This is a genomic window from Streptomyces sp. NPDC059695 (assembly GCF_042733785.1).
Lineage (GTDB): Bacteria > Actinomycetota > Actinomycetes > Streptomycetales > Streptomycetaceae > Streptomyces.
On sequence record NZ_JBHWFF010000001.1, the window covers coordinates 251,700 to 264,074 of the forward strand.

A 12,375-nucleotide genomic window follows, 5' to 3' on the forward strand; every position below is an offset into this window, starting at 1 on the left:
CCGGTCACCTGGTCGGGCGGAACACGGCCGGGCGCCCCGGAGGCTTCCGTCAGGGGTTCGTCAGGAACGTCTGTCAGGTGCTCCGTCAGGGGCGTCCGTCAGGGGCGTTCGGTCCCCTGCCGCCCGTCCTGCACCGGACCGCGGGGCGCGGCGCTGTCGGTGACCTGGTAGGTGGCCTGCGGCTCCGGCGCGCCGTCGGCCTTCATCGCCTTGCCCTCGCTCTTGAGGATGCGGGCCGCCTTGCCCGCGCTGCGGGCCAGGTCGGGCAGCTTCTTGGCCCCGAGGAGCAGGATGACGACGATCAGGATGATCGCTATCTCGCTGATTCCGAACACGGTGTTCCGTTCTCTGGAGGGAGTCTCGCTCGGAGCCTCAGACGTTGACGCCGAAGTCGGCCGCGATGCCCGCGAGGCCCGAGGCGTACCCCTGGCCGACCGCCCGGAACTTCCACTCCGCGCCGTGCCGGTAGAGCTCGCCGAAGATCATCGCGGTCTCCGCGGCGGCGTCCTCGGAGAGGTCGTACCGGGCGAGCTCGGCGCCGCCGGCCTGGTTGACCACGCGGATGAAGGCGTTGCGGACCTGGCCGAAGCTCTGGCCCCGGTTGTCGGCGTCGTGGATCGAGACCGGGAAGACGATCTTCGTGATGCCGGCCGGTACGGCGGCCAGGTCGACCTTGATGCTCTCGTCGTCGCCGTCACCCTCGCCGGTGAGGTTGTCGCCGGTGTGCTCGACCGAGCCGTCCGGGCTGGTGAGGTTGTTGTAGAAGACGAAGTGCCGGTCGGAGACGACCTTGCCCGTGCCGTCCAGCAGCAGGGCACTCGCGTCGAGGTCGTAGTCCGCGCCGGTGGTCGTGCGGACGTCCCAGCCGAGGCCGACGAGGACCGCGGTCAGGCCCGGCGCCTCCTTGCTCAGCGAGACGTTTCCGCCCTTGGCGAGGCTCACACCCATGTTCTCGTCATCCTTCCGGCCTTCGTGTGGGAACGCACCAAATCTACAGTGATGTAGAAGGCGCCGGAAGGGCGGGCCCGGAGGGCGTCCGGGCCCGCGACCGGCCGCCGGCTCAGTCCTCGTCCTCCGCCTCCTCGTCCCCCTCGAAGAAGTCGCCCACCTCGTCCACGACTTCGGCCGCGACCATGCCGCCGACGACGCCCACGGCGAGCCCGGCCGCGCCCGCCGCGATGGCCGTACCCATCCCGGGGCCACCGGAACCGTGACCCGATCCGTGACCCGCCCCGTGACCGTGGCCGTACCCGTGCCCGTCAGCATGTCCGTACGAGGAGTGGGAGTCGTACGAGGAGTGGGAGCCGTACGCGGCACGCCGCTCCACGAGTTCCCGCACCCAGGAGCCGACTTCGGCGTTCCAGTCCACCTGGCCGACGCCGTGGTGGCCGACCACCTGCCGGGAGAGCTCGTCGTGGCCCTCGGAGAGGAAGCCCCCGCGCTTGTCCGCCTCCAGGACGACCTCCATCCCGTCCGGACCGGCGAGGAACGTCACCTCGATCTCCTCGACCCGGCCCGCGTACGCGGGCGCCGGCGCCAGCTCGATCTCCTGGTAGAAGGGCAGACGCTGCCCCGTCCCGCCGATGTGACCGAGCTCCAGGTCCGCGGACCGGAAGCCGAAGCCCAGCTGCCCGAAGGCTTCGAGGATCGCCTCCTGGACGGGGAGCGGGCGGACCGCGAGCGCGTCGACGTCACCCCTGTCCCGCGCACCGGCGACGCCGAGCTCGGTCCGTACGCCGAGGACGACGCCGAGGCCCTGCCCGTACAGCTCGGTGATCGGCGTCTCCCAGGGCAGCGGGAAGGAGAAGGGGACGCTGCGCTCCTCGCCCGCCACGAGGCGGAAACCCGAAGCCACCTCGTACCGGCCGAAGGCCACCGAGCCCTCGGACTCGCCGTCCTCGTGCTCCGCCTCGACCCGGGCCACGAGCTCCAGGGTGAGGTGCTCGACGGTGAAGTCGGCCTCCCCGCCCTTCAGGTGGACCCGCCCGGTCAGGGCGCCGCCGGGCGCCACCGCTCCGGGGTCGAGCACGGTGTCCACCGACGGGCCCCCTACGCCGAGCGAGCCGAGCAGACGCTTGAACACCATGGGACGTTCACTCCTTCACATCGCCTGTGCGGCACGGCAGTTCGCCGGTGCGCCGCCTGAACATCTACAGAAGTGTAGAAGATTTTCGACCGGGCACAGACGGGCCCCGACGGGCGCATTTCGTCTCGCGACGCCTGATCACCCATCCTTTACAGTGATGTAGAAGACGGGACGCGGCCCGTTCCCGTCACCGTCACCCGAAGGAGCGCCCCCTTGCCCGCCAGATCGACCCGCCCCCACGCGATGGGGTGCGGCAGCCGATGAAAGCCGCTCTCGGCCTGCTCGCCGTCCTCGTGCTGACCGCGGGCACCGGTTACTTCGTCGCCCAGGAGTTCGCCTATGTCGCGGCCGACCGGCTCGCCCTCGCCCGCGAGGCCGAGGCCGGGGACAAGCGGGCGGCCCGCGCGCTGACGGTCCTCGAACGGCTCTCGTTCATGCTCTCCGGCGCCCAGCTCGGCATCACCGTCACCGGCCTGGTCGTCGGTTTCCTGGCAGAGCCGTCCGTCTCGGCACTCCTCAGACCCGCCCTGGAGGGGACGGGCCTCTCGGAGGGCGCCGTCTCCGCGATCTCCGTGATCCTCGCCTTCGTCGTCGCCACCGTCCTCCAGATGGTCCTGGGCGAGCTGGCGCCGAAGAACCTGGCGCTCGCCGTGCCCGAGCGGCTCGCCAAGTCGCTGGCCTCCTCCACCCTCGTGTACCTGAAGGTCGTCGGACCGGTCGTCCACGTCTTCGACGGGGCCGCGAACAGGCTGCTGCGCAAGGTCGGGATCGAGCCGGTCGAGGAACTGCACCACGGCGCCACGCTGGAGGAGCTCAGCCACCTCATCGGCGAGTCCCACGAGCAGGGCGAGCTGCCGCCCGACACCGCCGAGCTGCTCGACCACGCGCTGGAGTTCTCGGAACGGACCATGGACGAGGTCATGGTGCCGCGCGCCGACGCCGTCTTCGTACGCAAGGACGCCACGCTCACCGAGGCGGTGGAGCTGATCGCACGGCACGGCCACTCCAACTACCCGGTCCTCGGCGACCACCCCGACGACGTCGCAGGTGTCCTCGGTGTGAGCGAGCTGATGCGCCTGCCCGCGACCGCCTTCGACACGACCACCGCGGGCGAGGCCGCCCGGCGGCCGCTGCTGCTGCCCGACACCCTGCCGCTTCCGCGCGCGGTGGCACAGATGCGGGAGCGTGACGACGAGTTCGCCGTCGTCCTGGACGAGCACGGCGGCGTCGCGGGGATCGTCACCTACGAGGACATCGCCGAGGAACTCGTCGGCGACATCGCCGACGAGACCGACACGGTCGTCGCCCTCGCCGCCCCCGACGGCGCCGGATGGCGCGTGGACGCGGGCCGGCGCCTCGACGAGATCGAGGACGCCACCGGCATCGCGCTGCCCGAGGAGGAGGACTACGACACCGTGGCGGGCCTGATCATCGACCGCCTCGGCCGGTTCCCGACCATCGGTGACCGCCTCACCGTCGACGGCGTCCGCATCGAGGTCCTCAGCCTCGACCGTCACGTCCCCGAGCGCGTCCGCATCGAGCGTGCCGGGTCCGCCGCCGAGGAGGTCCAGGCATGAGCTTCCCCATGGCGATCTTCGTCACCGTCCTGCTGCTGATCGGCAGCGGGTTCTTCGTCGCCTCCGAGTTCGCGCTCGTCGCCGCGAAGCGGCACCGCATCGAGAAGGCCGTGGCCGAAGGGCAGCGCGGCGCCAGGGCCGCACTCGCCGGGATGCGCGAACTGTCCCTGATGCTCGCGGGCGCCCAGCTGGGCATCACCATCTGCACCCTCGGACTCGGCTCCCTCTCCAAGCCCGCGATCTCCCACGAGCTGGACCCGCTCCTGGTGAAGCTCGGCCTTCCGACGGGACTCAGCTACGGCGTCTCCTTCGCGGTCGCCATGATCATCGTGGTCTTCCTCCACATGATCGTGGGCGAGATGGCCCCCAAGTCCTGGGCCATCGCCCACCCCGAGCGCTCGGCCATGCTCCTCACCCCGCCGTTCCGAGCCGTGGTCAAGGCCGTGCGGCCCCTGCTGTGGGTGCTCAACAAGGTGAGCAACGGGCTCGTACGGCTGTGCCGCGTCCAGCCGCGCGACGAGCTGGCGGCCGTCCACAACCGTGAGCAGCTGACCCACCTCGTGGCGGAGTCCGAGCGGCTCGGCCTGATCAACACGACCGACTCGCAGCTGATCACCCGGTCCCTGACCGAGCCCCAGACCCCCGTGGCACTGCTGCAGACCCCGGCCGCGGACATCGTCACCGTCCCCGCCGACGCCGATCTGGACGCGCTCCTCGCGCGCGCGTCCGCCGCGGACCGCTCCCGCCTGCTGGTCCGCGACGGAGACCGCGTCCTCGGCTCGGTCCACGCCCGTGACGCCCTGGTCGCCCGCACCCGGGGCCGGGCCCTCACCGCCCGGGACCTCGCCCGCCCCGTCCCCGAGCTGGTCGCCGCCACCACGGTGTCCGAGGCCGTCGAGCAGCTGCGCCGGCGCCGTGCCTCCCTCGCCGTCGTACGGGACGACCGGGGCGAGCTCACCGGCCTGGTCAGCCTGGACGACCTGCTCGTACGGCTCATGGGGCCGCAGCCGGCCGGGCCCGCGTGAGCAGATCGGCGACCCGGGCGGCCAACTGGCCCTCCGCGCCGTCACGGACGCCGGTCGGGTGGTGGGCGAGCGTGAAGCGGCGCCTCCGGTCGCGCGTGGAGAACGCGGCGTTCCTGTAGCCGTAAGTCTCGCCGGTCTTGCCCCAGAGGGTGACGCCGTTGACCACGGCCCGCTGCAGCCCGGTGCTGTAGCGGGCCGGGGATCCGTCCAGCATGAGCACCTCCGCGGGCGGCAGGGTGAACATCAGCTCCAGCAGGTCCGCCGGCAGCAGCACGCCGGAGAACAGCGCGCTCAGCATCCGGTCGAGATCGCCCGGGGTGGAGATCATGTCGCCCTCGCCCCGGCTCGACGACTGGTCGTACACCGTGATGTCCCGCAGGCGGCCGTCGGCCGTCGTCAGGTAGCCGTGGGCGTGGCGCCCGCGTATGCGCGGGTCGTCGCCGGGCATCACCGTGTGCGCGAGCTCCAGGGGCCGCAGTACGCGGGCCGTGACGGCCTCCTCGTACGGGCGGCCGGTCAGCCGGTCGACGAGCAGCGGACCCTGTCGTGCGGAGTCACAGGGCGTCCCGTCCTGGTGTCGGCCACGCCCGAGGCCCCGTACCAGTCACCGTCCGTGCCGCCCACGCTCAGCCGGGCGGCGGTCGACGGCGGGTGTTCCCGGTCGTCGATGACCGCCCCGAGGGCGGCCGGGTCCAGCGCTGGGAGGGGTGGTGACGGCGCGCGCGGAACGGCGGCGGCGGTCGCCGGCCGTACCGCGGCGGCGGCCAGGGCGCCGGTCGCCGCCAGGGTGGTGCCCACGAAGGCCCTTCGTGACATGCGCGTCGACTTCATGACTCCACTGTGTCGGCAGGGCCGGTCCGGGGCATCGGGGTTCCCCCGGACCGGCCCCCGGACTCACCCCGGTCCGCCCCTCACGCCCGCGCCCCACGGGACACCGGGGGATCACCGTCTCAGTGCCACGGCGGCGTGGTGGCCGTCCGGGACGGCGACGTCGGCGAGCAGCCACCCGGTGGGTGCGGCGGGGCGCGGACCCGCGCCCACGTACTCGGCGGAGGGATCGGCGCCCAGCCCGATCCCGAGTCCCTTCAGGTAGGCCTCCTTCCTCGTCCACACCCGGGCGAACGCGGCCGGGCGCAGCGCGGGGGTGAGGGCGGCGAGTTCCGCCGCCTCGGCGGGGTGGAGGACCTCCGAGGCCTCCGCGACGGTGTGCGGCGCCGGCACCCGTTCGATGTCCACGCCCACGGGGGTGGACGCGACGGCGATCAGGCTCAGTCCCTCGCAGTGGGAGAGGGAGAAGTGCAGGCTGTCGTCGGGCAGGACGGGGCGGCCGTGCGGCTCTCCGCAGCAGGGGCACGGCGCCCTGGCCACCGTCACGGCGCGGGGCGCGAGGTCCAGGTGGGCGCCGAGCAGGCGCCGCAGCCCGACGTGCGCGCACAGGTAGGTGGCGCGGTCGCCGGAGCGGCGGAACTCCTCGGCGCGGGCCAGTTCGGTGGTGTCCAGGACGAGCGGCGCGTACCGGGTGACGGTGTCCTCGTGGGCCTCGGTGGCGACCAGCCACAGCTGCGGTCGCACCGGGATCAGTCCGGGCAGCCGCGGCAGGGCCGTGGTCAGGGGCGGGAGTGACGTCGGGATCAGCGGGCCGGCCGGAGGGGCCTCCGGCGGCGGGGCAACCAGCGGAATCATGTCTGCCTCACACGGAAGTGGCGGTGGGCTCCGGTGCGGTACGGGTGCGGGCCTCGGCCCGCGGCGCGGAGGTGGTCGCCCCGGCGCGCAGGGCGACGGCCGCGGCGACCGGCGAGAGAAGGGCGAGGCCCGCGCAGAGCAGCCAGGTCCCGGTGACGCCGAGGTAGAGCGAGACGGGGCTGAAGACCGCGAGGGACAGCGGTGCCGCACCGATGCCGGAGAGGGTGAACGTGGACATCGCGGCGCCCATCCGGCCCTCGGGGACGGCCTGTTGGTAGGCGGTGACGAGGGCGGGTCCGTTGAGGCCGGAGAGCAGGCCGACGGCTCCGGCCGTGGCGGCCAGGACGACGGGCGAGGGGACGAGCGCCATGGCGGCCATGCCGGCCGCGAGGCCGACGCCGGTGATCACGAGCTTGGTGTGCGCGGGGATGCGGTGGGCGAGCGCCGCGCCCAGGGCGGCGGACGCCAGCGCTCCGGCGCCGAAGACGGCGAGGACCATGGCGACGGCGCCGACGCCCCAGCCCTCGTCGGCGGCCCGCAGCGGCAGGGCGACCTCGGCCGGCCACAGGAACGCGAGGTCCATGCAGAAGCAGGCGACGAACATCCAGCGCAGCCGGGGGTGCGCGGCGAGGAGCCGGAACCCGTCGCCGGAGCGGCGGAGCAGGGAGGGGCCCTGCGGGGCGCGCTCGGGTCGGGTCATGCCCCGGGTGACGTGGTCGGCGCAGGCCAGCCAGACCGCGCAGCCGACGGCCGCGGCCGTCATGGCCACGGGCAGGCCGCCGACGACGACCAGCCAGGCGCCGAGGGGCGATCCGGCGATGGGGGCGAGCCGCAGCACCATGGAGTAGAGGGAGTTGGCGCGGCCGAGCTGGTCCTGGGGGGCGAGGCGGGGCAGCAGGACGCCGGACGCGGGGCCGGTGAGGCCGAGCAGGACGCCGTCGACGAGGGCGACGGCGATCAGCGGCCAGAGGGTCTCGGTGGTGGCGGTGACGGCGATGCCGGCGGCGAGCACCAGGACGCGCACGCCGGTCGCGCGGAGCAGGACGGCGCGGGGGCCGAGCACGTCGGCGAGCGCTCCGCCGAAGAGGAGGAGCAGGGCCCGGGGCAGGGTGGCGGCGAGGGTGACGTACGTGACGGCTTCTCGGCCGCCGAGCTGGACGGCCGTCCAGCTCATGGCGATGAGCAGGGCGAAGCTGCCCGCTTGGACGGCGGCCTGGCCGATGACGAGACTGCTGACGCGGCGCCAGTCGACGGCCGGGCCTTTGCCTGCCGGTGCGCTGGTCGTGGGGGTCGTTCCCATGGGTCGGCTTTCTGTGGTCGAGGGACGGGGGCCGGAAGGGGGCGGGAGCGGGGTGTCCGGTCGCGCTCAGAGGGGCGGGCGGATGTGGATCCGGACGCCGGCGGCGTCGCCCCGCAGGGTGGCGGCGACCGCCAGGGCGACGGCACGGTCGGCGGCACGGCGCACGGCGCGGAGCCGGCGCGTGCCGGAGGCGCCGGGCCGGGAGTCGTCGTGGGCGGGGATCCGGGGCGTGCGGAGTTCGACGCGGCCGCCGAGGTAGCCCCGGCCGGCCTCGGCGAGGGCGCGCTGTGCCGTGCGCCGGACCGTGGTGGCGAGGCCGGTGCCGTCGTGGGAGACGGCCACGGTGATGCCGGGGGTCTCGCGTACGGAGAAGCAGGCGTGGACGCTGTGGTCCCCGGCGCGCCGCCGGTGCGCGGTCACGGTGTCGCTCCCGCCGGGTCGGCGGCGCCCCGGGAGGGGACGGCCGCGGTGGCGGCGGGGTGGTCTTCGGGCCACCAGAGGTCCTCCGGGTCCAGGGCGGCGACGGCGTACTTGCCCAAGGCGCTGACGAGCAGCCGGAGTTCCAGGGCGATGCTGTCGGCGAGGCGCTCCAGGCCGTGTTCGGGGTCCTCGTCGACGGCCACCAGGGCCGCCCGGCCGAGGCCGACGGCGGTGGCGCCCAGGGCCAGGGCGCGCACGGCGCGGCCACCCTCCCACATGCCTCCGGTGGCGAGGAGGCAGCCGTCGGGACGGCCGATGCGGCGCAGGCACGCGGCGAGGGGCAGGCCGACGTGGTCGAGGAAGACCGAGGGGGCCCAGCCGGTACCGCCCTCCGCCCCGTCGACGGTGACCGCGTCCGCGCCGGCGGACCAGGCGGTGCGAGCGGCGTGGGCGATGTCGCGGCCCGGGTGGAACTTCACCCAGGTGCGGGCCTTGGGGAAGTTGTTCCGCATGAACCGCAGCTGCTGGCGGAGGATCTCGTCGGTGAAGGTCCCGGGGGTGGCGCACCGCACCTGGCGCTCGCCGTCCGGGTCGAGGACCTCGCGGACGGTGAAGCGGCGGGCGAGCAGCTCGGCCTCGGCGCGGTCGACGACGGTCATGCCGCCGAGGCCGGGTTTGGCGCCCTGGCCGGTCTTCAGCTCGAAGGCGAGCCGTCCGCTCTCCAGGAGCGGCCGGAAGGCGGGATCGCTGTAGAGGAGGTTCCAGACCTCGGAGTCGGCGTCCTCGGTGGACTGCTGGACGACGACGCCGCCCGCTCCGTCGGGTGCGGCGTCGAGGTAGGCCTCGACGCGGGTGAGGAGCGCGGAGCGGGTGGCGTCGCCGGCGCGGCGGTAGCCGTGCACGGGGATCATGTTCTCCCCGATGACCATGGGGATGCCGAGTCGGGCGGCCTGCCGGCTCGCGTGGACGGCGAGGTCGCCGCTGCCGGCCCGTGTGGAGCCGAAGGCGGACAGGTAGAGGGGCAGCCGGGAGGTGAAGCCGCCGACGCGGGTGCCGAGGTCGACGTCGGTGAACTCCGGTTCCCTGGCGAGGTCGATGAGCTTCTCCAGGCGCTGCGGCATGAAGACGGGCGGGACGATGCGGGCCCGGTCGAGGTCGTCGGCGGCGACGGCCCCGGCGCCCGGTCCGTACAGCTGCCTGCCGTACGTGGCGGGGTCGGGGAAGACCTCGGCGGTGCCGTTGCGGGCGCGGGCGCGGATCGCGCGCTCCGGGAAGCCGGGGGCGGAGAGGGCGGTCACGGGGCCACCACCCCGGGGAGCTTCGGGTAGGCGCTGACCTGCCACAGGGCGTCGAGGCCGGTGAGGAAGCGGACCAGGCGCTGGAGGCCCATCCCGAATCCGGCGCTGGCCGGCATGCCCTCGCGGGCCTCCTTGAGGTACCAGGCGTACTTGGCGGGGTTCTCGCCGCTCTCCCGCATGCGGGTGACGATCGTGGCGTAGTCGGCCTCGCGCTCGCTGCCGGAGACGAGCTCGCCGTATCCGTGCGGGGCTATCAGGTCGAAGTTGCGCAGGACGCCGGGGCGTTCGGGGTCCTCCCGGTCGTAGAAGCCGCGGGAGCCCTTGGGGTAGTCGTCGACGAAGAACGGGCGGTCGCTCTGCAGGGAGAGCAGCCGTTCGCCCTCCCAGTCGATCTCGCCGTCGGGGTTCTGCGGGTGGCCGGCGGCGAGGAGGGCGGCGACGGCGTCGTCGTGGGTGCGGACGTCGTACTTGCCCGCGCGGATGTCGGCGAAGTCAGCCTCCACGCGACCGAGTTCGCCGAGGATCTCGGGGACGGCGGTCCACACGTGCTCGGTGACGTGGGTGAGCAGTCCGGCGGCGATCTCCTGCGCGTCCTCGCGGGTGCCGTCGGCGATCTCCACGTCGATCTGGTGGAACTCGACGAGGTGACGGCCGGTGGTGGCGGTCTCCTCGGGCTCGACGCGCACGTTGGGGGCGATGTAGAAGAGGCGGGGGAAGCCGCGCAGGGACGCCTGCTTGTAGAGGATGGCGCTGGTCATCAGCTTGTACGGGTGGCCGTAGTAGTCGACGTCGAGTGCCTTGGCGCCGCGGCCGCCGGGGTCGGTGACGGGACCGACGAGCGGGGGCAGCAGCTCGGTGAAGCCCTCGCCGCGCAGGAACGCGCGGGCGGCGTACAGGGCCTCCTGCTGGACGAGCATGGCGGCGCGCAGCCGGGGCGAGCGGAGGTGTTCGCCGAGCGGGGGCGGTGTGGCCGGGGCGCCGGTGGGGTGGGAGGTGTCCATGGCGGGGCTCCTGTTCGGGGTGGGACGGACGGGTCGGGGCCGTGGTGACGGGGCGGGTGCCGGGCGGTTCAGACGGTCAGCGGGGCGGCCCGGGGCCGTCCGTGGTCGTCGTCGCTGTCGCGGTGCCGGGGGCTGTCGTAGCGTCCGGCGACGTGGTGGAGGGCGGCGAGCAGTCCCGCCGAGGTGAGGGGGGTGGCGTCGGCCGCCGTGTCGGGCCGGATCGGCATCGCTCCGGTGCGGGCCCAGCGGAGGCGGCCCCCGGGGTCGACGAACCCCAGGGAACGGCCGGCGTTGTCGGGGTGGAGGCAGAAGGGCACGTCCAGGAGGCCGCGTTCGAAGGCGGCCGGCAGGGCGCGGGCCAGGTCGGGGTGGAGGCCGAGGACGGTCTCGACGAGCGTGCGGGCCTCCTCGTACACCTCGCTGTCGCCCGCCGCGCCGTCGGGTGCCGGGGGTCCGGCGAGGGCGGCGGCCGCGGCGGCCGTCTCCAGGGCGCGGACGTTCTCCTCGACGGTCGGGATGCGGTGGGCCTCCGCGGTGGTCTTGACGATGAGGCGGCCGGCGCCGGAGCGCACGGCGAGCCGGGCGGAGGCCTCCAGGAGGCGGGTGGCGCCCTGTTCGGTGCGCGGGTAGACGCCCATGTAGGTGTAGAGGACGACGTGGTGGTCGACGCCGTCCGGGAGGAACTCGGCGGCGAGCCGGTGCAGGGCGTGCAGCGCCTCCTCGTCCTGGGCCGGGTCGGTCTGCTGGGCGTAGCTGAGCGAGACGCTGCGCAGCCCGTACTGGGCGAAGAAGAGGCATTCCAGGACGCTCGTGGCCACGAGCAGGGAGGGCGGGCACAGCTGGCCGAGGAGGCAGCCTCCGAAGCTCTCCAGGTGGGGCACGGCGCCGGGGCGCGCTCCGGCGGCGAGGAGTTCGCAGGCGGCGGCCCAGGCGGTGACGGACTCCCGCAGGGGGGTGCGCCCGTAGGGCAGGCAGTAGGAGACGGGCCCGCCCTCGGTGGCGTCGAGGCCGGCCGCGGTGAGCGCCCGGACGATGGCCAGGGGGCGGGCGGAGCCGTGCCGGACCTGTACGGGGAAGTCGGCGTCGAACAGGCCGTCGAGGACGGCGCGGGTGGTGTCCGGGGAGTGCGCGGCGATCGGGTAGCCGTTGAGGCGGCTTCCCTCGGCCACGGCGGCGCGGGCGGCGGCCAGGTCGCCGACGCGGGTGTAGCTGTCGACGGTCAGGGTGCCCGCGGTGTGGGCGGTGGCACCCCGGGTCCGGGCGAGCCCGGACCGCATGCGGCCGGGGTCGCCGAAGCCCATGCGGGGCTGGACGACGAGGCGGCCTGCGGCCGTGGACGCCGCGACGAAGGCGCCGAAGTCGGGGGCCGGGGCGGTCAAGCCGGCACCTCCCTGCGGGCGCGTGCGGCGAGGAAGGCGCACAGGGCGTCCAGGTCCTCGCCGAGCACGGCGTCGCAGCCGGCCTCGGTCAGCCGTGCCACGTCCGCTTCCTGACGGTGTCCCGCGACGCCGAGCTTGCCCCCGAGCACCACGGGGAGAGCGGCCAGGGCGGGTTCCGCGCGCAGCCGGCGGACGGCGGCGAGGCCGTCGCGGTAGCCGTGGCCGTTGACACTGCTGAGCACCACCACGTCGGGCGCGTGCCGCAGGCAGCCGTCGAGCAGCAGCTCGGCGGGGACGCAGGGGCCGAGCCCGACGACCTCGTGGCCCTGTTCCTCGAGGAAGAGACGGAGGTACACGAGATTCCATGTGTGGGAATCCGATGCGGTTCCGCTCAGGAGTATCTTCATGGGTCGAGAATATGTTTCTGGGGATTCCGGAAGCGGAAGTACGACCGGCAGCAAGGACCGGCACTTTCCTTTCCGAATTCCCCGGCCGGGGGCGGCCGGCGAGGAACGCGCAAAGCGGGGGGGGGGGCGCGCGCGGCGGCGGCGCCGGCCCCCCGCCGCGGCGCGGGGGGGGGCGCGGGGCGCCAGACCGGCGGCCGCC

General features: G+C 74.2%; 14 protein-coding genes. 2 read left to right on the forward strand and 12 right to left on the reverse strand.

Features of this window, described 5'->3' with window-relative positions; translation table 11 throughout:
• Positions 1-98: 98 nt before the first annotated feature.
• The 3 genes from tatA to ACFV2S_RS01150 form a co-directional block, all read right to left on the reverse strand.
• The gene (tatA, locus tag ACFV2S_RS01140) at positions 99-335 is read right to left on the reverse strand and encodes a Sec-independent protein translocase subunit TatA (protein WP_385552981.1); all 237 of its coding nucleotides are present in this window, start codon (positions 333-335) and stop codon (positions 99-101) included.
• Positions 336-372: 37 nt separating this feature from the next.
• The gene (locus ACFV2S_RS01145) at positions 373-948 is read right to left on the reverse strand and encodes a TerD family protein (RefSeq protein WP_385552984.1); all 576 of its coding nucleotides are present in this window, start codon (positions 946-948) and stop codon (positions 373-375) included.
• A 112-nt stretch (positions 949-1,060) separates the two neighbouring features.
• Positions 1,061-2,086 (reverse strand): sporulation protein, encoded by a 1,026-nt coding sequence (locus ACFV2S_RS01150; RefSeq protein ID WP_385552987.1) that lies wholly within the window; start codon positions 2,084-2,086, stop codon positions 1,061-1,063.
• Positions 2,087-2,346: 260 nt separating this feature from the next.
• On the opposite strand from ACFV2S_RS01150, the gene ACFV2S_RS01155 reads away from it, so the two are divergent.
• Positions 2,347-3,663 (forward strand): hemolysin family protein, encoded by a 1,317-nt coding sequence (locus ACFV2S_RS01155; protein ID WP_385552990.1) that lies wholly within the window; start codon positions 2,347-2,349, stop codon positions 3,661-3,663.
• Positions 3,660-4,688 (forward strand): hemolysin family protein, encoded by a 1,029-nt coding sequence (locus ACFV2S_RS01160; protein ID WP_385552993.1) that lies wholly within the window; start codon positions 3,660-3,662, stop codon positions 4,686-4,688. The genes ACFV2S_RS01155 and ACFV2S_RS01160 overlap by 4 nt, the downstream gene beginning before the upstream one ends.
• On the opposite strand, the gene ACFV2S_RS01165 is transcribed toward ACFV2S_RS01160, so the two are convergent.
• The 9 genes from ACFV2S_RS01165 to ACFV2S_RS01205 form a co-directional block, all read right to left on the reverse strand.
• Positions 4,657-5,292, reverse strand: coding sequence for a serine hydrolase (locus ACFV2S_RS01165; RefSeq protein ID WP_385553568.1), 636 nt, complete (start codon positions 5,290-5,292; stop codon positions 4,657-4,659). The genes ACFV2S_RS01160 and ACFV2S_RS01165 overlap by 32 nt on opposite strands.
• Entirely contained in the window at positions 5,205-5,519 is a 315-nt protein-coding gene (locus ACFV2S_RS01170) for a hypothetical protein (protein WP_385552996.1), read from the reverse strand. The genes ACFV2S_RS01165 and ACFV2S_RS01170 overlap by 88 nt, the downstream gene beginning before the upstream one ends.
• 111 nt (positions 5,520-5,630) lie before the next feature.
• Positions 5,631-6,371 (reverse strand): 4'-phosphopantetheinyl transferase family protein, encoded by a 741-nt coding sequence (locus ACFV2S_RS01175; protein ID WP_383793283.1) that lies wholly within the window; start codon positions 6,369-6,371, stop codon positions 5,631-5,633.
• Positions 6,372-6,378: 7 nt separating this feature from the next.
• On the reverse strand, positions 6,379-7,671 hold the full coding sequence (locus ACFV2S_RS01180; RefSeq protein WP_385552999.1) for an MFS transporter: 1,293 nt from the start codon (positions 7,669-7,671) through the stop codon (positions 6,379-6,381).
• Between the two features lie 66 nt (positions 7,672-7,737).
• On the reverse strand, positions 7,738-8,091 hold the full coding sequence (locus ACFV2S_RS01185; protein ID WP_385553002.1) for a hypothetical protein: 354 nt from the start codon (positions 8,089-8,091) through the stop codon (positions 7,738-7,740).
• Entirely contained in the window at positions 8,088-9,389 is a 1,302-nt protein-coding gene (locus ACFV2S_RS01190; protein WP_385553005.1) for a glutamate synthase-related protein, read from the reverse strand. Before ACFV2S_RS01190 ends, ACFV2S_RS01185 begins: the two co-directional genes overlap by 4 nt.
• A complete protein-coding gene (locus tag ACFV2S_RS01195) occupies positions 9,386-10,390 on the reverse strand; it encodes an asparagine synthetase A (RefSeq protein ID WP_383797411.1) in 1,005 nt (334 codons plus the stop codon). Before ACFV2S_RS01195 ends, ACFV2S_RS01190 begins: the two co-directional genes overlap by 4 nt.
• A 68-nt stretch (positions 10,391-10,458) precedes the next feature.
• Positions 10,459-11,769: a methylaspartate mutase gene (locus ACFV2S_RS01200; protein ID WP_385553008.1), complete on the reverse strand. Its 1,311-nt coding sequence runs from the start codon at positions 11,767-11,769 to the stop codon at positions 10,459-10,461.
• Complete coding sequence (locus tag ACFV2S_RS01205) at positions 11,766-12,176, reverse strand: cobalamin B12-binding domain-containing protein (protein WP_383797413.1); 411 nt, start codon at positions 12,174-12,176, stop codon at positions 11,766-11,768. The genes ACFV2S_RS01200 and ACFV2S_RS01205 overlap by 4 nt, the downstream gene beginning before the upstream one ends.
• Positions 12,177-12,375 lie beyond the last annotated feature (199 nt).